The sequence below is a fragment of the Micromonospora sp. NPDC048835 genome, from assembly GCF_040649995.1.
Lineage (GTDB): Bacteria > Actinomycetota > Actinomycetes > Mycobacteriales > Micromonosporaceae > Micromonospora.
This window is the reverse complement of record NZ_JBEZGM010000007.1, coordinates 75,677-97,629: the sequence shown is the minus strand read 5'-3', so window position 1 is coordinate 97,629 and position 21,953 is coordinate 75,677. Positions and strand designations below refer to the sequence as shown.

19 protein-coding genes are annotated in these 21,953 nt (G+C 72.0%); 8 read left to right on the top strand and 11 right to left on the bottom strand.

The features are described from left to right. The first annotated feature begins 246 nt into the window (after positions 1–246). The 3 genes from AB0C15_RS11010 (at position 247) to AB0C15_RS11000 (ending at position 3,679) form a co-directional block, all read left to right on the top strand. Positions 247–1,503, top strand: coding sequence for a phosphodiester glycosidase family protein (locus tag AB0C15_RS11010; RefSeq protein ID WP_357351006.1), 1,257 nt, complete (start codon positions 247–249; stop codon positions 1,501–1,503). A 126-nt stretch (positions 1,504–1,629) separates the two neighbouring features. Further along, positions 1,630–2,727 carry a winged helix DNA-binding domain-containing protein gene (locus AB0C15_RS11005; RefSeq protein WP_357351004.1) on the top strand — a complete coding sequence of 366 codons (1,098 nt, stop codon included), beginning with the start codon at positions 1,630–1,632 and terminating at the stop codon, positions 2,725–2,727. Positions 2,728–2,941: 214 nt separating this feature from the next. Continuing rightward, a complete protein-coding gene (locus tag AB0C15_RS11000) occupies positions 2,942–3,679 on the top strand; it encodes a cellulose binding domain-containing protein (RefSeq protein WP_357351002.1) in 738 nt (245 codons plus the stop codon). Positions 3,680–3,737: 58 nt separating this feature from the next. Here AB0C15_RS11000 and AB0C15_RS10995 read toward each other — a convergent pair whose 3' ends face one another. The 4 genes from AB0C15_RS10995 to AB0C15_RS10980 all read right to left on the bottom strand — a co-directional run bounded on the left by AB0C15_RS10995 (position 3,738) and on the right by AB0C15_RS10980 (position 8,676). Next, positions 3,738–4,535, bottom strand: a complete 798-nt coding sequence (locus AB0C15_RS10995; RefSeq protein WP_357350999.1) for an SAM-dependent methyltransferase — start codon at positions 4,533–4,535, stop codon at positions 3,738–3,740. Between the two features lie 116 nt (positions 4,536–4,651). Beyond that, the gene (locus tag AB0C15_RS10990; protein WP_357350997.1) at positions 4,652–5,308 is read right to left on the bottom strand and encodes a response regulator transcription factor; all 657 of its coding nucleotides are present in this window, start codon (positions 5,306–5,308) and stop codon (positions 4,652–4,654) included. Next, on the bottom strand, positions 5,305–6,600 hold the full coding sequence (locus tag AB0C15_RS10985; RefSeq protein ID WP_357350995.1) for a histidine kinase: 1,296 nt from the start codon (positions 6,598–6,600) through the stop codon (positions 5,305–5,307). Before AB0C15_RS10985 ends, AB0C15_RS10990 begins: the two co-directional genes overlap by 4 nt. A 42-nt stretch (positions 6,601–6,642) precedes the next feature. Continuing rightward, on the bottom strand, positions 6,643–8,676 hold the full coding sequence (locus tag AB0C15_RS10980; protein WP_357350993.1) for a serine hydrolase domain-containing protein: 2,034 nt from the start codon (positions 8,674–8,676) through the stop codon (positions 6,643–6,645). Between the two features lie 332 nt (positions 8,677–9,008). Between AB0C15_RS10980 and AB0C15_RS10975 the strand changes: the two genes are divergently transcribed. Next, positions 9,009–11,087, top strand: coding sequence for a PQQ-dependent sugar dehydrogenase (locus AB0C15_RS10975; RefSeq protein ID WP_357350991.1), 2,079 nt, complete (start codon positions 9,009–9,011; stop codon positions 11,085–11,087). Between the two features lie 64 nt (positions 11,088–11,151). Here the strand turns inward: AB0C15_RS10975 and AB0C15_RS10970 are convergent, their stop codons facing one another. From AB0C15_RS10970 to AB0C15_RS10950, 5 genes are all read right to left on the bottom strand, one after another. Continuing rightward, the gene (locus AB0C15_RS10970) at positions 11,152–11,919 is read right to left on the bottom strand and encodes a hypothetical protein (protein WP_357350989.1); all 768 of its coding nucleotides are present in this window, start codon (positions 11,917–11,919) and stop codon (positions 11,152–11,154) included. Positions 11,920–11,978: 59 nt separating this feature from the next. After that, a complete protein-coding gene (helR, locus tag AB0C15_RS10965) occupies positions 11,979–14,126 on the bottom strand; it encodes an RNA polymerase recycling motor ATPase HelR (RefSeq protein ID WP_357350988.1) in 2,148 nt (715 codons plus the stop codon). Positions 14,127–14,287: 161 nt separating this feature from the next. After that, complete coding sequence (locus tag AB0C15_RS10960) at positions 14,288–14,668, bottom strand: YccF domain-containing protein (protein ID WP_357350986.1); 381 nt, start codon at positions 14,666–14,668, stop codon at positions 14,288–14,290. Positions 14,669–14,717: 49 nt separating this feature from the next. Continuing rightward, positions 14,718–15,332, bottom strand: coding sequence for an STAS domain-containing protein (locus AB0C15_RS10955; RefSeq protein ID WP_357350985.1), 615 nt, complete (start codon positions 15,330–15,332; stop codon positions 14,718–14,720). Then, positions 15,329–15,658 (bottom strand): STAS domain-containing protein, encoded by a 330-nt coding sequence (locus AB0C15_RS10950; RefSeq protein ID WP_357350983.1) that lies wholly within the window; start codon positions 15,656–15,658, stop codon positions 15,329–15,331. The genes AB0C15_RS10955 and AB0C15_RS10950 overlap by 4 nt, the downstream gene beginning before the upstream one ends. 154 nt (positions 15,659–15,812) lie before the next feature. Between AB0C15_RS10950 and AB0C15_RS10945 the strand changes: the two genes are divergently transcribed. From AB0C15_RS10945 to AB0C15_RS10930, 4 genes are all read left to right on the top strand, one after another. Next, on the top strand, positions 15,813–16,502 hold the full coding sequence (locus tag AB0C15_RS10945) for a response regulator transcription factor (RefSeq protein WP_357350981.1): 690 nt from the start codon (positions 15,813–15,815) through the stop codon (positions 16,500–16,502). After that, a complete protein-coding gene (locus AB0C15_RS10940; RefSeq protein WP_357350979.1) occupies positions 16,499–17,854 on the top strand; it encodes a HAMP domain-containing sensor histidine kinase in 1,356 nt (451 codons plus the stop codon). The genes AB0C15_RS10945 and AB0C15_RS10940 overlap by 4 nt, the downstream gene beginning before the upstream one ends. Further along, entirely contained in the window at positions 17,851–18,414 is a 564-nt protein-coding gene (locus tag AB0C15_RS10935; RefSeq protein WP_357350977.1) for a GerMN domain-containing protein, read from the top strand. Before AB0C15_RS10940 ends, AB0C15_RS10935 begins: the two co-directional genes overlap by 4 nt. A gap of 105 nt (positions 18,415–18,519) precedes the next feature. Continuing rightward, a complete protein-coding gene (locus tag AB0C15_RS10930; RefSeq protein ID WP_357350975.1) occupies positions 18,520–19,116 on the top strand; it encodes a hypothetical protein in 597 nt (198 codons plus the stop codon). Between the two features lie 48 nt (positions 19,117–19,164). On the opposite strand, the gene AB0C15_RS10925 is transcribed toward AB0C15_RS10930, so the two are convergent. Together AB0C15_RS10925 and AB0C15_RS10920 are read right to left on the bottom strand one after the other, a co-directional pair. Beyond that, complete coding sequence (locus tag AB0C15_RS10925; protein WP_357350973.1) at positions 19,165–21,081, bottom strand: glycerophosphodiester phosphodiesterase family protein; 1,917 nt, start codon at positions 21,079–21,081, stop codon at positions 19,165–19,167. Between the two features lie 103 nt (positions 21,082–21,184). Next, positions 21,185–21,922 carry a cellulose binding domain-containing protein gene (locus AB0C15_RS10920; protein ID WP_357350971.1) on the bottom strand — a complete coding sequence of 246 codons (738 nt, stop codon included), beginning with the start codon at positions 21,920–21,922 and terminating at the stop codon, positions 21,185–21,187. Between the last annotated feature and the right edge of the window lie 31 nt (positions 21,923–21,953).

The following is a 21,953-nucleotide window of genomic DNA, read 5'->3' as shown; positions in this document are numbered from 1 at the left end:
CACCGAACCAACAGTCGCTCAGTTGTAGGAAGTGCACAAAACTTTTTGGCACCCCGGTACCGCGCCGACCGGGTCGTCGCCGCTCCGGCAGTTGATCAAGACGGTGCGGGCGGTTCACGTCCGCAGTCTCCGGTGTTCACCCCCGGATGATCGGCTGACCAGGAAGATCATCGCCGGACCGGTCGACCGCCGGCCCGGCTCGACCATCCCGGCCCAGGCCGGGAACGCACCAGGAAAGGAGCGGCAATGAGGTCACCGCACCTCGTACGCCCACGTCTGGCGCTGCTGCTCGCGGCGGGGCTGACCGCGCTCGTCACGCCGGCCGGCGTCGCCCACGCCGCGACCGCCACGGTACCCGCGACGGACACCCCGATCACCATCACCTCGACCGAGCAGCTCGCCCCGGGCGTCACCTACGGCTCGTTCGAGGTGACCACACCCCGGGGCGTCACCGTCGGTTACCTCCTCACCGCCGACCTGAAGAAGAACAAGGTCTCCCTGGACCTGCTGCACCCCGACGCGGTGGCCCAGCGCACCGTCGTCTCGGCGATGACGAACGAGCAGGGTGCCGTCGCCGGCGTAAACGGCGACTTCTTCAACAACAGCGAGACGCACGCCGGCGTCACCCCGACCTACTCGTCGTCCGGTCCCGAGATCGCCGACGGAGACGAGTTGAAGTTCGCGGTGCCGACCGCGCAGCGCTTCGGCCCCGGCCTCGCCCCCGGCACCTCGACCCGGGACGTGTTCGGCGTCGGCGTGAACGGGAAGGCGCGCGTCGACACCCTCAGCCTGGACGGCGAGGTGCGCAGCGGGAAGGGCGCGATCGCACTTGGCGGCCTCAACCAGTACGCGCTGCCGGTCGACGGTGTCGGCCTGTTCACCGCCGACTGGGGCACCGCTTCCCGGGTCCGGGCCACCTGCGGCACCGACACGAGCCGCAGCGACCCGTGCAGCACCCACACCTACGAGGTGACCGTCCGCGACGGTGTGGTGACCACGGTGGGTCGGACGCCAGGTGCGGGCGCGATCCCGGCCGACACCCAGGTGCTCGTCGGCCGCGAGGGCGGCGCGGACGCGCTCGACGACCTCACCGTGGGCGACCGGGTGCAGGTGCGCGAGAAGCTCGTCTCCGCCGGCCAGCCGAAGCTGACCTTCGCGGTCGGTGGCGCGCCGATCCTGCGCGACGGTGCGCCGCTGGCCGGCCTGGACACCAGGACCGCCGCGGTACGCAGCGCGGCCGGCGTCAGCCCCGACGGTCGGACCGTCTATCTGGTCGCCCTGGCTGGCCGCGCACCGGCAAGCGCCGGGTTCACGATCGCCGAACTCGCCGACCTGATGCGCTCGCTCGGCGCGGACGCCGCGGTGAACCTCGACGGCGGCGGTTCGAGCACGGTCGCCGTCCGCGAACCGGGCCAGGCCGCGGCCACCGCCCGCAACAGCCCGTCCGACGGTACGGAACGCATGGTCGCCAACGGCATCGGGATCTTCGTGGGCAAGCACTGATCCGATCGCCCCGCTCGACCTCGCCCCGCCCGGTACCGCCGGGCGGGGCGCACCGCGTACCCGGGACTGTCGGACACCCGGACTGTCGGCCCCAGGTCGGATAATGGGGCCGGCCGAAGGGACCTCATGACCGTTCTCGACACCCGGGCGCTCAACCGCGCGACGCTCGCCCGGCAACTGCTGCTCGACCGCGCCGACCTGCCGGCCCTGGACGCCGTCGCCCACCTCGGTGGCCTACAGGCCCAGGAGCCGCAGGAGCCGTTCATCGGGCTGTGGTCGCGGCTGTCCGCGTTCGACCCGACGGTGCTCTCGACCCTGCTGACCGAGCGACACGTGGTGCGTACCCACCTCATGCGCCGCACCGTCCACCTGCTCGTCGCCGACGACGCCGTGGCCTGGCGCGGCCGTCACGACGCCATGCTGCGCCAACGCGTGCTCGGGGTCTACCGCGGCGAGTTGGCCGGTGTCGACCTCGACGACCTCGCCGCAGTCGCCCGGGAGGTGCTTGCCGACGGTGCGCCACGTTCGATGCCGGAGATCGGGCGGGCGCTCGCCGAGCGTTGGCCGGCGGCGGGGCCACGGGCCCTGGGCGAGATGGCTGTCGCGCTTCTCCCGCTGGTCCAACTGCCACCGCGCGGGGTATGGCGCGCGAAGGGTGGCGTGCGACATGCCCTGTTCTCCGCGTGGCTGGGTCGGGACGTCGCCGCGCCGACCGGGGACGCTGCCGACCCGGTCGGCCAGGTGCTCGTCCGCCGCTATCTGGCCGCGTTCGGCCCTGCGACCACCGCCGACCTGCGCGCCTGGTGCGGGCTCGCCGGGCTGCCGGCGGCGGTGACCGCTTTGCGCGACGAGTTGGTGACCTTCCGCGACGAGCGTGGTCGCAAGCTGATCGACCTTCCCGACGCGCCCCGCCCCGACCCGGGCACACCCGCCCCGGTGCGGTTCCTGCCGGCGTTCGACAACGCGATCCTCGGCTACGACGACCGCAGCCGGATCATCGACGACGCGCACCGTCTGCTCTCGGTGGCCGGCGAACGCGTGGTGCTCGTCGACGGTCGGGTCACGGCTACCTGGCGCGTCGAGTCGGGCACGGTGACGGTGAGCCCGCTGCGCGCTCTCTCCCGGCCTGAGCGGGATGCCGTGGTCGAGCAGGGGCAGGCGGTGGCGGCCTTCCTCTCCGACGGGGAGAGCGATCGGGTGCGGGTCGACACGTCTCCCCAATGACGGCGCGGGATCGGGTTGTATCGATGGCCGTCGACTGCCATGCTGGGGTTCGGTCGTGCTCGGGGAGCCAGCGCGCACCAGATCTCCTCCGGTCCGCGGGGCGCGCGGGGTGGCCCTGTCACCCGCGCCGGGCAGCCTCGTCGCCGACCGGAAGCCCGAGCGCGGCACCGGCTTCCACCTCGGTCATCGGTGCCCGGCAATCACGGAGGTACCGATGCTTCGCATGTTCCTCGCCGTCACCACCCTGGCGCTTGCCGCCGTGACCGGGGCGACGATCACCGCCGCCGAAGCGACGCTCACGCCAACGCTGGCGACCACGCCGGCGCCGGGGCCGACACCGACCTGCCCACCGGCTCTCCCGATCAGCGCGAATGTCTCCGGCGTCACCACCACGAGCGTGACCATCTCGTACTCGATCTTCTTCCGGCCGCCCTGCGGCTACGACCCGCCGATGACCGTCAGCCTCTTCGCCAGCCGCGAGGACGCCCAACAGTGGCGGACGCCGGTGGCCTCGGCCGTCTCCGGGCCGGAGCGCAGCGGCACGGTGACCATCGGGGGCCTGACGCCCGACACGGAGTACTGGTACCGGTTCACCGACCCGGACGGCAAACGTGACCCCTACTCGATCGGGCCGGCGCGGACCGCCGCGCTGACGTCGTGCCGGGCGACGGCCACGATCGACGCCCGCTGGGGCAACGGTTTCGTCGCCACGGTCACGGTCAGCAACACCGGGACGCTACCGCTGGATCACTGGCGGGTGTCCTGGCGGTGGTCCGGTGACGAGCAGATCCAGACCGTCTGGCGTGGGGTGGCCGAGACCGTCGGCGCCGACGTCACCGTCCGCAACGCCCCCTACAACGGGGTGCTGGCGCTGGACGGGGCGACCACCTTCGGTCTGCTCGGGACGACGAGCGCGGTCCCCGACGGGTTGACCATGAGCTGCGCCGGGTGAACGACGTCCGCCCCGCTCCCAGAGCGCGTTGGCGGGAGCAGGGCGGACGTCGTGCCGGTCAGGGTTTGCGGGCCACTGCGCCGTAGGCGTCGATGCCGACGGCGTCCGGGTCCTCCGGCCGCCACCGGGGGATCGGCACCAGGCCGGGCTCCACCTTGGTCAGCCCGGCGAAGCAACTGTCGAGCTCCTCCGGGCTGCGCAGGATGTACGGGACCCCGCCGCTCTGCGCCAGCCGTTCGGCGCCGGCGACCACCTCGGGGCTGGTGTCGGTGCCGTCCCAGAGCACGAGGTAGCTGCCGGACGGCATCGCGGCCATCGTCCGCTCGACGATCGACCGCACCTCGGCCAGGTCCGGCTCGTAGCCCATCACGCCCATGTACATCACGGCGACGGGCTGGCTGAAGTCGAGCGTCTGCGCCGCCTCGGCGAGGATCTTCTCCGGGTCGTGGTAGTCGGCGGGAACGTAGGTGGTGACACCCTCCACCGTCGTGCTGGCCAGCAGCGCCCGCGCGTGCACGAGCACCATCGGGTCGTTGTCCACGTAGACGATGCGGGAGTCGGGCGCGATGCCCTGGGCGACCGCGTGCGTGTTCTGCATGCTGGGCAGGCCGGTGCCGATGTCCAGGAACTGCCGGATGCCCGCTTCGGCCGCGAGGTAGCGCACCGCCCGCACCAGGAACACCCGGGACTGCTGCGCCATGACGACGATCTCCGGGTAGACCTCGGCGACGGCGTCGCCGGCCGCCCGGTCGGACTGGAAGTTGTCCTTGCCGCCCATCCAGTAGTTCCAGATCCGCGCCGCGTGCGGTACGTCGGGCTGGAGTTTCGCGGCGAGTTCGGGGTCCGGACCGGCCATGCCAGGCTCCTATCGAGGGGTCGAGAGCTGGAGGTCATCACAGCGGTACGAGCGGGATGGTACTCCGGCGGTGTCCACATTCGACGGCGGGTCGGCGGCACGACAGGCTTACCGCCTCACCGCTGGACCACCCCGTTCTGGTACGCCCACACGACGGTCTGTAGCCGGTCCCGCGCGCCGATCTTCGCCATCGCACGCCCGAGGTGCGACTTGACCGTGCTGGTCTCGATGTAGAGCCGTTCGGCGATCTCGACGTTCGACAGGCCCTGCGCGAGCAGCTCCACGATCTCGGTTTCCCGCGCGGTCAGCTGGTGTGCCGCCGCCGCGTCCGAGCGGGGAGCGGGCGTACGCCTGGCGAACTCCGAGATCACCCGACGGGTGACGGCCTGGTCGACGAGCCCGTACCCGTTCGCGAGCCGACGGATCGCCTCGATCAGCTCTTCCGGCTCGCAGTCCTTGAGGATGAAACCGCTGGCGCCCGACTCCAACGCGCCGAAGACGTACTCGTCGAGGTCGAAGGTCGTCACGACGAGCACCGCCGGTGGCGTCCCGGTCGCCTCGGCGACGATCTGCCGGGTCGCGGTGAGGCCGTCGCCGTGCGGCATCCGGACGTCCATGCAGATGACGTCCGGTTGCAGCCGGCGGGCCAGCTCGACCGCGGCGGACCCGCTCGACGCCTCCGCCACGACCTCGATCTCGCCGTCCTGTTCGAGGATGACGCGGAAGCCGGCGCGGACGACCGCCTGGTCGTCGACGAGCATCACTCTGATCATGCCGGGGCCTCTTCCGTGGACAGCGAGGTGGCGGGACCGTTCGTCGGGAGAGTCGCGGCGACCGACCAGCCACCGGCCGCCGTCGGGCCGGCGGTGAACGCCGCCCCGATGAGCTGGGCGCGCTCGCGCATACCGACCAGGCCGACGCCGCCGGTACGCGCCGCCGGTACGCGTCGTGGCGCGGCGGGTTCGTTCACCACCTCGAGCGACACCGAGCGGGGCTCGAAGCGGAGCACCACCCGGGCCGGAGCGCCCGGGGCGTGCTGACGGGCGTTGCTGAGTGACTCCTGCGCGATCCGGTAGAGCGCGACGTCGGCGATCGGCGACACCTCGCGCTGCTCGCCCTCCCGGACGAACTCCACCGGGCCGGCGAGGGTGCCTGCGGTGCGGACGAGGTCGTCGAGCATGCCCAGCCCCGGCACCGGGACGGCACCGTCGGCGCCCTCGTGCCCCGGCCGGCCGCGCAGGACACCGACGACGAGCCGCAGGTTGTCCAGGGTCTCCTTGCCCTGGCTCCGGATCCACGCCACGCCGGCCTTCGCGGCGGCCGGGTCCCGGTCGATGAGCCGCTCCACCGCCGCCGCCTGCACGACCATGCCGGAGAGGTGGTGGGCCGCCACGTCGTGCAGCTCCCGGGCCATCCGGGAGCGCTCCGCGCCGATCGCCGCCTGGACCTTCGTGCGCTGCTCGCGGACCGCCTCGTCGGCCCGCACCCGGACCAACTCGACGTAGCGGCGGTAGGTGGCCACGTAACCGCCGACGAATGTGGCGCTGGCGTAGGTCAGGGCGCTCGCCGAGACGTACGCGGCGGCCGTCACCAGATCCGGGGTCACCACCACGGCGGCCGCGATCGACTCCGTCACCACGACCGCGCCGACGGCAAGCAGCGCCCGCCTAACCGGCAGCAACGACCCGACGGTGTACGCCACGACGAACGGGGCGATGCCCCGGATGGTCGCCTCGGGCAGCGAGACGACGATGATGGGCAGTTGGAGACCGACGACGAGCGCGAGGCAGAGCAGTGGCCGGACCCGACGCAGGCACAGCAGCATCGCCTGCGCGCAGCAGATGGCGACGAGCAGCCAGGCCCACGTCGGGTCGAACGAGACCCCCTCCTCCGGCGCCACGAACCAGAACAGCACTGTCAGCAGCGTGAACGTCACGACGGTCAGCACCGTCGCCAGCAGACAGTCCCGGGCGAACACCCCGGTCACCCCGAGGCGGGTGAGTCGTCCGTCGAGCCACGTCGTCAGTCCTGGTGTGCCGGGTTCGAGGTGGGCGTCGTCCCTCATGCGGTGCGCATCCTTGCTCCGGATCGTCCCGGGTCGGGTGGGTCAGTAGGAGATGTTAGGCGCGAGCAGGTGGAACTCCACGGCGAACCAACCCGCGCCGGCGAGGGCGAGCAGGACCAGGCCGCTGCCGGCGATCCGTCGCCATCCGACGTGGCGTCGGATGTCGTCCACCAGCCGTACGGTGGCGGGCAGCACTCCGAGCAGACCGACCAGTTGCAGCACCTGAATGGTGCGCAGGGCGGCGGCGGGAACGTCCTGGAGGCTCATGATGCTGCCGATGCTCAGCACCCAACCGGCGAACGCGAGCAGCGTGCCGGCGACGGCGAGGCGACTCAGGATGCGCGCGGTGCGCCCGGCCCGCTCCCGGGGTGCCCCGCCGAGCCGACGGCGGACGATCGCGCCGACCGGCCAGGACAGGACGGCGAGGAGCAGCACGACCGTCGACAGGACGAGCACCGGAATGGCGACCGTGGAGGCGCGGGCCGGTTCGACCGGCAGCAACGCGAACGCGGAGTCGAAACTGATCGCCTCGATCCGGTCGTCGGTGGCCCGGATGGCGATCGTGCGCTGCCCGCCGACCTCACGCCACACCCAGGGCGCCACCTCCTCGTACAGGGCGGGGGCGTCGGAGAGGGGGCCCGGCTGCACCAGCAACCGGTCGTTGTCGGCGACGCTGACCGTGGTCCGACCGACCAGGCCGATCGCCGTCAGGAAGTTGCTCCGCACCGCTCGTGAGGACTCGTACGTGCCGGCGGCGAGCGCGGCGTGCCTGGCGGTGGTCGCCGGATCCACGCCGGCGGTCGACGCGCCGTCGGGGGCGGGGAAGTAGCGGTCGGCGAAGCCGTTCACGATCGACTCGCGAAGCTCGTGGCTGTCCAGGGCGCCGGAGCCGTTGCTGTTGAGGGAGAGGAAGATGCCGGCCCGGTCGTCGGGGTAGATCTGCAGGTGGGAGTGGAAGTACTTGGTGTCGCCGCCGTGGCCGAGGATACGGTGGCCATTGCGGTCCTCGGCGAAGAACCCGAGCGTCATCCGGGGCCCGTCGGCGAGTGTGCCCAACGACGTCGCGTCGAGCGCCGGCCGCTGCATCAGCTCGCGGGTCGGTCGGTCCAGCAGGGGCGCGAAGCCCACCTGCTCACCGAGTTGGGCGAGCATGAACCGCGCCATGTCCGTCGCCGGGGCGCTCAGCGCGCCGGGCGGAGGCGTACCGACGATCTCGAACGGCGCGGCGGGTCCGGTGGAGGTGTCGTACCCGTTGGACATCCGGTCGCGCAGGGCCGCCGGAAGGGGCTGTTCGAAGGTCGACGACGGCATGCCCGCGCGGTCCAGGACGTTGCGCTGGACGTACTCCTCGAAGCGGGTACCGCTCACGCGTTGGACGATGTAACCGGCGAGCGCGTTGCTGTAGTTGGAGTACGCGGGGACGGTGCCGGGCTCGTAGATCTGCTCCGGCGGGTCGGTCATCAGGGCCCTGCGCAGGTCGACGTCGCCGCCCTCGGTGCCGATGAGGCCGGCGATCCGCTCCTCGAAGCCGGCGGTGTGCGTCAGCAGGTGCCGCAGGGTCACCGCCCGCTCGTAGCGGCGCGGCAGGTCGAAGTCGAGGTACGTCTTGACGTCGGCGTCGAGGTCGAGCTTCCCGCTCTGCACGAGCTGCAGTACGGCGGTCGCGGTGACGAGCTTCGACACCGATCCCATCCGGAACAGGTGCCGGTCCGGGTCGACCGGAACCGCTCCGCTGTCACCGTCGCCGGTGTCGGCGTACCCGTACCCCCGGGTTGTGACGATCTTGCCGTCCTTGACGACGGCGACCGTGGCTCCCGCGATGTCGGTGCGGTCCAGCGCGGCCGGCAGCAGGCCGTCGAGCCAGGCGTCGACGTCGGTGTCGGTCAGGGCCGGGCCTGCCCCGTTCGCGGCGACCGGCGCCGCCGGGGCGTGGATGGGTGGCGCGGGTCTGCTCGGCGTGCCGCAGCCGGCGGCGGTCAGGGTGATGACCACTGTGGTCGCCACCGCCGCGGCGATCCGGACGGTGGGCCGCGCGGCTCGGAGTGGGCGGGCGGAGAGAACAGAGAGCGGACGCATCGTCGGTCGGTGCCTTCCCGGGCGAACGGGTGTCCCGGAACAGGTCCGTGCGGCGTCACCCGATGCCCTGGAACAAGCCTCTTCGAGCGAGCGCCCCGATCCATCTGGCGCAGGATGGCAATGCGCCTACGACCTGAGGAGGAGGACCGGGTGCACCGACGGTGGTCAGTTGAGTACCGTCACGTACACCGATCTGGGGGTTTGCCCCCGATCGAGGGACATCGTTTGACTTGTGCGTCGACCACATCTTTGATGGTCAATGTACTCGTTCGGCGTGTTCGGGCGCATGGTCGTCCGGGTGGGCCGGTGGGTGCCCTGACCCTGGAGGACAGATGCGAGTCATCGCGCGGAGAAGCCCACGCCACCCACGACGGCTGCTGCCGGCGGCGGTGGCGGCGGTGACGCTGCTGAGCCTGGCCGTCGGTGTGCCGGCAGCCGCCGCGGCACCGTCGAGCGTCGTCGGCGTCGCGAGCGGACGGTGCCTGGACGTGGTCGGCAACACCCCGACCGCCGGTGCCGGCATCAACATCTACGACTGCAACGGTCAGGCCAACCAGGCGTGGACCTTCACCGCGAGTGGCGAGTTGCGGGTCTACGGCGACACGATGTGCCTGGACGTGGTCGGTCAGGACACCACCGCCCCGGCCGCGCTGCAGATCAACACCTGCACCGGGGGTGCCAACCAACGCTTCCGGATCACCACCGCCGGGACCATCGTCGGCGTCCAGTCCGGCCTGTGCCTGGACGTGAACGGCGCGGGCACCGCCAACAGCACCACAGTCGGTCTCTGGACCTGCAACGGGCAGTCCAACCAACGGTGGACGACGTCCTTCGGCAGCGCGGACACCCAGCCGCCGACGACACCGGGCAGCCCTCGGGTCAGCGGCCTGACCTGCAACTCGGTGACGTTCGCGTGGAACGCGTCGACGGACAACGTCGCGGTGGCCTTCTACGACATCTACCACGACGGTCAGTTGATGACGTCGGTGAGCGGCACGACGCTCTCCGCGAACCTGACGGTGGTCGCCGGGGCGACCTGGGGCCTGTACGTCAACGCCCGCGACGCCGCCGGCAACGTGTCGCAGGCCAGTGCCACAGTCTCGATCACCCCACCGCCCTGCCAGGCCGACAGTCAGCCACCGACCGCGCCGCAGCAGCTCACCGGCACCGCCTCGGGCACCACGGTGACGCTGCGCTGGACCGCGTCGACCGACAACATCGGGGTGCGGGCGTACGACATCTACCGGGCTGGCGTGAAGGTGGGCACGGTCACCGGCGCGCCGCCGGCGACCACGTTCACCGACAGCGGCCTGGCGGCGAACACCTCGTACCAGTACTACGTGGTGGCCCGCGACGCGCAGGACAACGCGTCGTCGCGCAGCGGCACCGCGACGGTGACCACCGGCGCGGCGTGTGCCAACCCGGTGTGCGGGGTGCGGCAGGTCACCACCGACACCGACATCCCGTGGGGCCTGGCGACGCTTCCCGACGGCAGCGTCCTCTACAACCGCCGCGACGCGCACGACATCATCCAGCTCAACCCGGCCACCGGGGCCAAGACCAACCTGGGCACCGTGCCGAACGTGCAGAGCACCGACGGTGAGGGTGGCCTGCTGGGGCTCGCCATCTCGGCCAGCTACTCCAGTGACCGCTGGCTGTACATCATGCACACCTCGCCGAGCGACAACCGCATCGTCCGGATCAGGCTGGAGAACGGGCGACTCAACACCGCGAGCGAGCAGGTGCTCCTCAGCGGCATCCGACGCAACAAGTACCACGACGGTGGCCGCCTGCGGTTCGGCCCGGACGGCAAGCTCTACGCCAGCACCGGCGACGCCCAGAATGGCAACTACGCCCAGGACCGCTCGGCCCTCGAAGGCAAGATCCTGCGACTCAACCCGGACGGCACCGTCCCCTCGGACAACCCCTTCGGCAACTACGTGTGGAGCTACGGCCACCGCAACCCGCAGGGGCTGGCGTTCGACTCGCAGGGCCGACTGTGGGAGCAGGAGTTCGGCAACTCGGTCATGGACGAGACCAACCTGATCACCAAGGGCGGCAACTACGGCTGGCCGGCGTGCGAGGGCACCAGTGGCAGCTGCGGTACGGCCGGCTTCATCGCCCCGGCCCGCACCTATCCCACCGCCGAAGGGTCCTGCTCCGGCATCGCGATCGTCCGCGACGCGCTATACGTGGCCTGTGCCCGAGGTGCTCGGATGTACCGCGCGGTCATCAGCGGCACCAGCCTGACGAACGTGCAGACCTACTTCAGCGGCACCTACGGGCGGCTGCGGACGGTGGAGCCGGCTCCGGACGGCGGTCTGTGGCTGACCACCACCACCCAGGGCGACAAGGACAGCACCCCGAACAACAGCAACGAGAAAATTCTCCACGTCACGTTGGGCAACTAGGTCCGGCATCCCAGCAGGGCCGCCCCTGGGCGGCGCTGCTGGGATGAGCGGTGGGACGGCCCGGTCAGCGGCCGAGGTCCGGCCAGTGCGGGTCGTCCCAGCGGGCCGGGCCGGCGAGGCCGAGCAGTCTGATCCGGCGCAGCCGCTTCGGGTCGGCGCCGATCATCCGCAGCCGGGCCGGGGCGTGCTGGAGCAGCCAGGCGGTGAGCTCCACGCGGAGACTCTCCTTCTCGTCGTCCGTGAGCTCCCAGGTGCTCCACGGCAGATCGTCGCAGAGCAGGTCGTACTCCCACTCTCCGAACGCCTCGGCGAGCCGCTGGTTCGCCAGGGGACTGGTTGCCGTCGCCCAGGCGTCGAGCCAACGGTCGAGCACGCCAGAGGCTTCCACGAGCATGGCCAGCACCGCGTGCGGCGGCACCTCGGCGTCTGGGTCGGTGAGCGTGACGACCCACCAGGCGTCCAGGAACTCGCGGATCGCCGTCGACTGCTCGGCGGGCCACTGCTGCCAGCGGCCGAGCGCGAATGCTCGGCCCGCATGGTCCATGCTGGCCAGACGCTCCACCTCGCCGCTGACCAGGACCGCGGCGAGTTGAGGCAGGATCCGGCGCAGCATGGCGGCGGGGAAGCCCCAGTCGCCGGCCCAGTAGGTGCGACGCAGCAGGTCCGGGTCCAGCTCGACGTCCGGGGTCTTGAGCAGGGCAAGTTCTTCCGCACTGCCCCAGTGGCACTCGCAGTTGCCGTCGTCGGGACGGGCGGTCATCCCACGGAAGGTGATGGCGAGACGGGCCAGTGCGGCGTCGAGTCGACGCCGTGGGGGCGTGGGTTGGATCATGGGGATGCCCCTTCGCGGACTCCGGCGGCGCGGCAGCCGAAGAGCGCGACGTTACACCCTCAGCCGCTGGCCAGGAGCACGAGTTGCTGGGTCGCCCTGGTCATCGCGACGTAGCGGTCGACCGCCCCCTCGATGCCGGTGCCGAACGTCTCCGGGTCGACGAGGACGACCAGGTCGAATTCGAGGCCCTTGGCCTGCTCCGGGCTCAGCGACCGGACCCGGGACGTCGGCGGGAACGTCGGGTCGCCGATCACGCAGGCGATCCCTTCGGCGTGCGCGGCGAGCCAGGTGTCGAGGATCGACAGCAGGTCGGCGACCGATCCGTGGACGACGGGCAGCCCGTTGCCGCGGATGGAGGTCGGCACGTTGGCGTCGGGGAGTACGGCCCGGATGACCGGCTCGGCCTGCGCCATGATCTCGGCGGGCGTCCGGTAGTTGATGCTCAACGAGGCCATTGTGACCCGGTCGAGCCCGACCCGCTTGAGGCGTTCCTGCCACGACTCGGTGAACCCGTGCCGGGCCTGCGCGCGGTCTCCCACGATGGTGAAGCTGCGCGACGGGCACCGGGCCAGCAGCATCTGCCACTGGGCGTCGGTCAGCTCCTGCGCCTCGTCGACGACGATGTGCGCGAACGGGCCGGCCAGCAGGTCCGGGTCGGCCTCCGGCAGCGCGGAACCCTCGGCCAGCACGTCGCGCATGTCCTGCTGGCGCAGCATCGCCAGCAGGCCCTCGCCGTCGTCGTAGGTGTCGGCCGCGAGCAGTTCGTCGACGACCCGGGCCATGTGCTCGCGTTCGACGGCGGCAGCCGGGTCGCGCCGACGGATGCGCCCCGACCGCTCCGCGTCACCGAGCCGCTGCCGCGCCGCGTCCAGCAGCGGCAGGTCGGCCACGGTCCAGGCCCGGGGCTCGTCGCGTTGCAGCGTGCGGACCTCCTCGGGGCTGAGCCACGGCGCGCACCGGCGCAGGTACGCGGGCACCGACCACAGGTCACCCACGAGGTCGGCCGGGTCGAGCAGAGGCCAGGCGCGGTTGACCGAAGCCCGCAGCTCCCGGTTGCGCAGCAGCGAGGCGCGGATGACGTCGTCCGGCTCGTCCCCGTCGTACCGCTCGACGAGGATGGTGAGCAACTCCTCCCAGATCTCCTCGCGCGCCTCGTTGTGCGGGGTGCCGGGACCGGGCGCCTGGAACGCGTCGGCCCAGTCGTCGGCGCCGAGGCGGACGTCGCGGTCGCCGACGGTGATCGTCATCGGGGCGGCCGGTGGGTCCTCGTAGAACCGGACGGCCGCGTCGATGGCCCGGACCAGTTCCGCCGAGGACTTCAGCCGGGTCACCTCCGGGTCGGTGTCGACGGTTGCCGTGGCCCCCTCGGGGACGAGGTCGCGCAGGGTGCAGGTCTGCACGTCCTCCTCCCCCAGGCTGGGCAGGACGTCGGCGACGTAGGCCAGGTAGGGCTGGTGCGGCCCCACGAAGAGCACCCCACCCCGACGCTGGCCGAGGCGCGGGTCGGAGTAGAGCAGGTACGCGGTGCGGTGCAGGGCGACGACGGTCTTCCCGGTACCCGGACCGCCGTCGACGACGAGGGCGCCGGCCGACCCCGCGCGGATGATGGCGTCCTGGTCGGCCTGGATCGTGCTGAGCACGTCGCGCATCCGGGTCGACCGGGCGCCACCCAGGCTGGCGATGAACGCGGACTGGTCGTCGAGCGCGACGGCGTGCCCCACGAACCCGTCCGGGGTGAACACCTCGTCCCAGTAGTCGCTGATCCGGCCGCGGGTCCAGCGGTACCGGCGGCGACTCGCCAGGCCCATCGGGTTGGCGTGGGTCGCGCCGAAGAACGGCTCGGCGGCGGGGGAGCGCCAGTCGAGCAGCAGCCGCCGACCCGTGCTGTCGGTGAGGCCGCGACGTCCGACGTACACCGGCTCGGGGTTGTCCGCCTCGACCACGTGGCCGAGGCAGAGGTCCAGCCCGTAGCGGCTCAGCGAGCGCAGCCGGGCCGTCAGCCGGCGGACCTCCTCGTCCCGGTCGACGGCCTGCCGACCCTTGCCGCCGGGCGCCCGGCGTGCGGTGTCCAAGCGGTCGGACAGCTCGGCGCTCAGCTGCGCGAGGCTCCGCGCCATGGCCGCGAAGTGCCGCTCGTCGTGGGCGATCAGCGCCGGGTCGGCCTTGGCGGAGAGGTGATCGGGGAGTGCGAACACGGAGGTGGGCAAGGAATCCAATTCATGACTTCCATTTCGGCAGAATCTGGCCTCGGCCGACGATTCTGCGTCATAAACCGGGTCTTGCCGCAAGCCCCCCAGTGCGCTATAAGTTAGAAGTGGCGGGAGACCAGTGGTCTCCCGTTTTCCGTGGTCAGGGCACGTCGACGACCTCAGGGCACGTCGACGACCTCACGGCCGAGCGGCCAGAAGGCGGCCGGGACGAGCTTGAAGTTGGCGATGCCGAACGGAATGCCGATGATCGTCACGCACAGCGCGATGCCCGCGAGGATGTGTGAGAGCGCGAGCCACCAACCCGCGAGCACCACCCAGAGGATGTTCGCCAGGCCGGAGCCGACGCCCACGCCCGGCTTGGGCACCAGGGTGCGGCCGAAGGGCCAGAGCGAGTAGACCGCGAGGCGTAGCGACGCGACGCCGAACGGGATGGTGACGACCAGGACGAAGCAGATCAGCGCGGCGATGCCGTAGCCGATCGCCAGCACGAGACCTCCGCCGAAGATGAGCCACAGCACATTCAGTACGAAACGAATCACCACTCCAGCATGAGACATGCTCGCCACCCGGTCTCCCGCCGCCTGCCCGTCAACGTGGAACGGTCACCACGTGACCCTCGGGGTGGGTCCTCTCGCCTCCGTCGGACAACTGGGCGAGGGCGTCGTCGCGGCTGTCGAAGATCGGAAAGGCCTTGTCCAGACGCATCGTGTGCAGGACGGTGCGGACGAACCGCGACGGCGCGGCGAGGCAGAGCGTGACCCCGCGTTCGCGGGCGTCACGGTGGGCGCGGACGAGCAGACCGAGGCCTGTCGAGTCGATGATGTGCACCCCGCTCAGGTCGACCACGACGTGCCCGCCCACCTCGGCCACGTGCCGCAGCGCCGTGCGCAGGTTGTCGCCGGTGTCCAGGTCGATGTCACCCGTGGCGGCGATGACCGTCGTGCCGTCGAGGTGGTCGATGCCGAGGATGCCGCCGGGGCCATGGTCGTCGCACGACGTGCGGCCGCCTGTCGACGGTGGCAGCAGGCTGCAGTGCGGGCAGCGGTGCGGCCCGGTGGCGAACGGGGAGCCGCTCCAGCCGTGCTCGGCCACCAGGGTCCAGACGACTTCGGCGTCGGGGAGCACGCACGCGGTGCCGCGGATGGTCTCGCCGCAGGTGTCACAGATCAGGGTCATCAGATACTCGTCCGGGACGACGGTCATGCTGGTGGTCCTTCCTCGCTCACGATCGAGAGCACCTGATCCAGGCGGGCGATGTGCAGGATGCGCCGGACCCGAGGGTTCGGGTTGCGGACGGTGAGGGCCGCGTCGGCGCGGGCCAGCCGCCGGTGCACGTCGAGGAGCAGGCCGATGGCGGCCGCGTCGACGTGCCGACAGTCGGACAGGTCGACGACGACCCGTGCCGGGCGCAGCGCGAGCAGTCGGTCGAACACCGCGCCGACCTCCGGCAGGCAGCCCAGGTCGAGTTCGGTGACGCTGACCTCGACAAGCGGCAGCGTGTACCTCGCGGGCAGCACCGGCGTCGCCATTGCCGTACCCCTCTCTCCGTCAGCCCTCGCTCCTTCCCCCACCGTGCGGGGCGGGGTTGGCGATCACTGCAAGGCTCTGTGACAGTTGTGTGACAAAACGGCTGGCCGGCTGACACGGTTGGCCGCCCGACGGTTGGCCGAGGATGATTCCGGGATGACGGCCGTACTGGTGATCGAGGACGACGACCGCATCCGGCTCGCGCTGCTGCTGGCACTCGAGGACGAGGGCTACGACGCCCTCGGCGCGGCCACCGCCGAGGAGGGGCTGCGGGCCCAACGCCACCACCCGGCCGACTACGTGCTCGTCGACCTGATGCTGCCCGGCCTGGACGGCTTCGAGTGCATCCGGCAACTGCGCCGTGACGACGACGTTCCGATCGTGGTCGTCAGCGCCCGCGACGACACCGACGACATCGTCGCCGCGCTCGAAGCCGGCGCCGACGACTACGTGGTCAAACCCGTGGCGATCCGGGAGTTGACCGCCCGCCTGCGGGCGCTGCGCCGCCGCGCCCGCCCGGTCGCCGCGTCGGCGGTGCCGGAGCCCGTGCCGGCGGTCGCCTTCGGCGAGTTGGAGATCAGCCCGGAGGCGGGGGAGGTGCGCCGCGCCGGCCAGCAGGTCACCGTCACCCGCACCGAGTTCCGGCTGCTCTGTGAGCTGGCCGAGCACGCCGGCCGGGTGCTGTCCCGGCAGCAGTTGCTGCAACGGGTCTGGGGGTACGACAGCGGCGACGAACGGCTCGTCGACGTGCACGTGGGCCGTCTGCGGCAGAAGATCGAACCCGACCCGGCGAACCCCCGGCACCTGGTCACCCTGCGGGGCCTGGGCTACAAGCTGCAGCGATGAGACGCCTCGGCCTGCGTACCCGGGTGACCGCCGCCTTCGCCGTCGGCGCGCTCCTGCTCTCCGCGTCGATGGCCCTGATCTCCTACGACCTGACCCGCCGCTCCCTGCTCGACGACCGGGAACGCATCGCCCTGCGGGCCGCCTACTTCGACGCCGCCGTGGTGCGGACCGGCCTCGACACCGACACCCCGGACGTGGTGGAGGTGCTCCGGTCGTTGGACACCGGCGGCAGCCGTCGGCCGGTGCTGCACCTCAACGGCGAGTGGTACGCGCGGGCCGCCGATCCCGGCACGACCTCCGCCATCCCCGCCGAGCTGTTGCGGGTCGTCGCCGCCGGCGAGCCGGCCGTGCAGCGGGTACGCGTCGACGGGCAACCGGCCCTGGTGGTCGGGGTGCCGCTGTCCGCGTCCGCGACGTACTTCGAGGTCAACTCGCTGCGCGAGTTGGAGCAGACGTTCCGGGTCCTGGCCCTCGCGTTGACGAGTGTCGCGGTGCTCGTCGCCGGGGCCGGCGCCACCCTCGCCTGGTACGCCACCCGGCACGGGCTGCGACCGCTGACGGCGGTAGCCGACGCGGCCGAGAAGATCGCCGCCGGTGACTTCACCGCCCGGCTCGACCCGGCCACCGACCCTGACCTCACCCGCCTCTCCTCGTCGTTCAACCAGATGGTCGATCGGCTGGCGCACCGCATCGAACGGGACCGCCGCTTCGCCGCCGACGTCAGCCACGAGCTGCGGTCCCCGTTGCAGACCCTCGCCGCGGCGGCAAGCGTCCTGGCCCGCCGCCGCGAACACCAGGATGAGCGGACGGCCACCGCCGCCGGCCTCGTCGCCGACGAGATCGACCGTTTCCAGCGTCTCGTCAACGACCTGATCGACCTGGCCCGCAGTGACCAGCCCGCGCACCGTGCCCGGGTGGACGTGGTGGAGCTGGCCCGGGAGACCTGCGACGGGTACGCCCTGTCGCCCGCGCTCGTCCGCCTGGCACCGGGCGTCCCGCCGACCTGGCGGGTCGAGCGACGGCGGATCGCCCAGGTCCTGGCGAACCTGCTCGACAACGCGGTCACGTACGGCGGCAGCCCGGTGGCCGTACGCCTGGGCGCGGACGGTGACAGCGGCGTCATCGAGGTCGACGACGACGGTCCGGGTGTGCCGGTGGAGGATCGCGAGGCGATCTTCGACAGGTTCGTCCGGGGGCGAGCCGCCCACACCCGTGGCGCCGGTGACGGCACCGGCCTCGGGCTGGCGTTGGTCGCCCAGCACGCCGCCGCACACGGGGGGCAGGTGACGGTCGCCGACCGGCCGGGTGGCGGCGCCTGCTTCCGGGTGACCCTGCCGGGGAGCCTGTCGTGAGGCACCGTCGTCTCGTTCCGTTGACGCTCGCCGTGCTGCTCGCCGGTTGTGGCGTCCCCACCGACGACGCCCCCCGGGCGGTGCCGCCCCCGCGCGGGCCGCTGCCCAGCGCGGCACCCGCCGACACCACCGCACCGGCCGGCCCGGCCGCCGAGACGCTCTGCCTGATCCGGGACAACCGCATCGTCCCCGTGGTCCGGCGGGTCGACCGTCCACCGACCATCGCGGACCAGTTGCGGCACCTGCTCGCCGGGCCCAGCGGCGTCGAACGGGACGACGATCTGACCAGCGCGTTGCCGGGCGCGGTCAACGCGGCCGGCGCGACGGTGACCGGGACGCAGGCCCTGGTCGCGGTGGACGAGCCGGCCCACGACGGTGGCCGCAGCGACGAGGTGCTCGCCTTCGGTCAGATCGTCTGCACCCTGACCAGCCGCGAGGACGTCACCACCGTGGCCTTCCTCCGCGACGGCAGGCCGCTCGGCGTGCCCCGGGCCGACGGCTCCCTGTCCAGCAGACCGCTCACCCGCAGCGACTACGCCCCGCTCATCAGCGAACGGTGAGCCGCGCCTCGGGGTTCATCGGTGAAAGACCTGAGACGAGATCCGGGGCCGACCGGGGGAAGCTCCCGGAGGTCGGCAGCCGCCGGCGGCCACATGCTGGCTGGCATGAAACGCGCTGCGCTCTTCGTCATCGCCGGCCCGGTCGGCATCGTCGCCTACGGCCTGGTCCGGCTGTGGGGAAGGTCCGACGGGGCGTACGGCCCCGGGTTCGACTGGCAGGCCGCACACCTGGTCGCTCTCGCCGGCATGGTGTGCTTCGTCCCGGGTGTGCTCGCGCTGGCCCGCCTGCTGCCGGGCAGCCCGTGGCGCACCGGTGTGGTGGCCGGCGCCCTGGTCGGTCTCGCCGCGACGATGGTCCAGTTCGGCGCGGACATCGTGGAGGGTCTGCTGGCCGAGGACCGGACGGAGATGTCGCGGCTCGCCGCCGACTTCAAGGACATCCCCGGCGTGGAGGTGGCCTTCTACGACGTCGTACCGCAGCTCTTCTTCGTCGGCCTGCTCGTCCTCACCGGCATGCTCGCGGCCCGACGGCGGCTACCGTGGTGGAGTGTGCCACTGCTCCTGGCCGGCATCGTCCTGCCGGTGGTCACCCTGGACCTGCTCCCCATCGGCGGTCTGTGCATGGCGCTGGCGTTGGCGCCGGCGCTGCCGCTGGTCCAGCAGCGCGAGGAGCCGGCTGAGCCGTCTGTCGCCGTCCACTGACGACACCGGGTGGCGCTGGCCGTCCGACCAGCGCCACCCGGCGAGCCACTACCTCAGGGCGAGGGTGCGGGCGTCCGCGGCGATGACGCTTGCGACGTCGGCCGGCACCAGCTTGCCGGCCTGCCGGTCGGCGTAGGTGGCCAGCTCGGCGTACTGGGCGTGGGCCAGCTTGAGCGTCATCGCCGTGACGGCGGCCGGGTCCGCGCCCGAGGTGAGGAGCAGGTAGCCGAGGCCGGCCTGGCTCACCGTCACCGTGAACGTGCTGGTCGCGGTGGCGGTGCCCTCGGGCCCGGTCGCCTCGGTGGCGATGGTGTGTCGGCCGGCGGTCAGCTTGGCCAGGTCGAGCTTGCGCCCGGCGGCCGACTTCCTGCCGTCGACGGTGACGGTGACGGTGTCCGCGTTTGTCGCGGCGACGGCGATCACCGGGGACTGCGCCCGGTCCAGCCGCGCCCCGTCGGCCGGCGAGGTGATCTGCACGGTCGGGTCGGTCGAGGCCCGCTGGAGGAACGCCGAGTTCCAGCCGACCAGTTCGGCGGCTCGGTTGGTGATGACCGCGTCGGTGCCGATCCGCTCCAACCGCTGCCACAGGCCGGCGGAGTCCATCGTCCAGGCCATCACGGCGACCCCGGCGGCGTGCAGCGGGGCGACGACCTCGGGCTTGGCCAGCAGCGCGTTGCCGTCCGGGTTGTACGCGGTCAGGTGCAGCTCCTTCGCGAGCGCCACCGGGTCGGCGTCGAGAGTGCTGCGTAGCAGGCCGAGCGGCAGCTCGGGGGCGATCTCGTAGGTGTACCTCAGGGCGTCGACCTCGAAGCTCTGGATGAAGACCCGGCCCATCATCTGCTCGTCCCGGATCACCTTGATGATCGTGGCGACCTCGTCCCGGGTGTGCTTGCCCTTGATCTCCACGAGCAGGTTGCCGCCCCGGGTGCGCAGGTCGGCGAGCTGCTCGGCGAGGGTGGGCACCCGCTCGCCGACGTACTGCGGGCCGAACCAGGAGCCGGCGTCGAGCGCCTTGATCTGCGCGGCGGTCAGATCCCGGATGTTGCCGGTGCCGTCGGTGGTCCGGTCCACGGTGGCGTCGTGCAGGATGAACGGGATGCCGTCCCTGCTCGGCTGGACGTCGTTCTCGATCCAGTCGGCGCCACCCTTACGGGCGATCTCCTGGGCGACGAGGGTGTTCTCCGGTGCGGCGGCGGACGCGCCCCGGTGGGCGATCACGGTGAGCGGGCTGCCCTCGGGGCGAAGGTAGCCGTTCGGGGCCAGCTCGGTGACGGTGACGTCGTCGTACGACACGGTCGCGCCGTTGACGAAGAGTCCCTGGACGCCGTCGGCGGAGCGCTGGAGGCTGCTCGTCCGCATCGCCTCCCGCCCGTCGAAGATCCAGCGGGCCTGGTTGCCGTGCACCTCGACGGCGACGCGAACGTCCCGGCCGGTGCCGGCGGCGGACGGGGCGGCGGCGGTGTTCGTCACGACCCAGGCGTTGGCCGTGGTCCGCTGGGCGAATTCGAGCCCGTTGGCGGCGGTGGTGCCGCTGCGCATGGTGGCGATCCACCAGGGAGTCGCGGCGTTGGCGGGGACGTCGATGCCGAGCGAGGCCCAGCGGGTCGCGGCCGAGACCGCCTCGAAGCGCATGGTCGCCTCGAGGCGGAAGTCGTCCAGGTGCCGTCCGAAAGTGATCTTGTTGTTCTCGCTGGAGCTGGCGGACGTTCCGTACAGTCGGCCGTTCTCGACCTTCCAGGCGCCGTCGACCGCGTTCCAACCGGCGGGCAGCGACCCGGCCGAGAAGTTCTCCGAGACGACGACGCGGCCCGGCTCGGCGGTGGCGGGCGACGAGGTCGCGACGGCGACCGCCACCGCGGCGCTGGTGACGGCGAGAGCGGCGACGGAGGCCGCGGCCCGGGTACGCAGGGTGCCGAGGCGCGACCCGGCGCGGGGGAGCGACGGTGGTGCGGGTAGGACAGTCATGGTCGGAACGGTACGAAGCGCGCCCGAACTGATGATCAATGACGCGTGGCTGCCGCCGGAACGCCCGGTGTACCGCGTTCGACCGGGGGCGTCCCCGCTGTGCTCAGCTCGGCAGGCCGGTGCAGGCGACCCCGTCGATGGTGCACGCCTTCGGGGCGGCACCCGTCAACGAACCATTGACCCGGAACGTCACCCGCACCGAGGCACCACCGGGCACCTGAGCAGTGTCGTCGTCCGGCACGAACGTCCACACCGCACCGTCCCGGCTGGCCTGTGCCCCCTCGACCGAGCTGATCCCCAGTGACTCCCGGGGCAGGGTGAGGACGAGCGTCCACCGCGGTGCCGGGACCGCGCCGGGGTTGTTGATCGTCACTGTCGCGCCGTAGCTGAGCAGGGCGTTGTCCGTGACCGCGAAGTCGGCGTCCAGGGCCGCCGGAGTGGGTTCGGCGGTCGCACCGGTCGGCGTGGGCCGGGTCGACGACGGGACGGCCGGCGGGGCCGAGGAGGCGGGGGCGGACGGCGTGGCGGGCACCGCCGGGCTGGTGACCGCGGGCCGCGCCTGCGCCCGGGGCGTGCCGGACGGTGAGGCGCCCACCTGCTCCACGGACGGCGGCGGGTCGAGCGTCACCGGCGTCAGTTTCTCCGGCGTACGCAGCACCCCGACGACGGAGACGGCCGTCGCGACCAACACCCCGAGCGCCGCGATGACGGCCAGCCAGGTGGCCCGCGAGACGTCCTCCCGACCGGTGAGCACCCGCCGTGTGGCCGCGACGAGGGCCACGACCCGATCCAGCAGGATGATCGCCACGGTACGGCGTGGTTGGGGTGGTGTTGCCGGCACTGCCTGTCTCTCCTTCAGTTCGTCGCCGGGC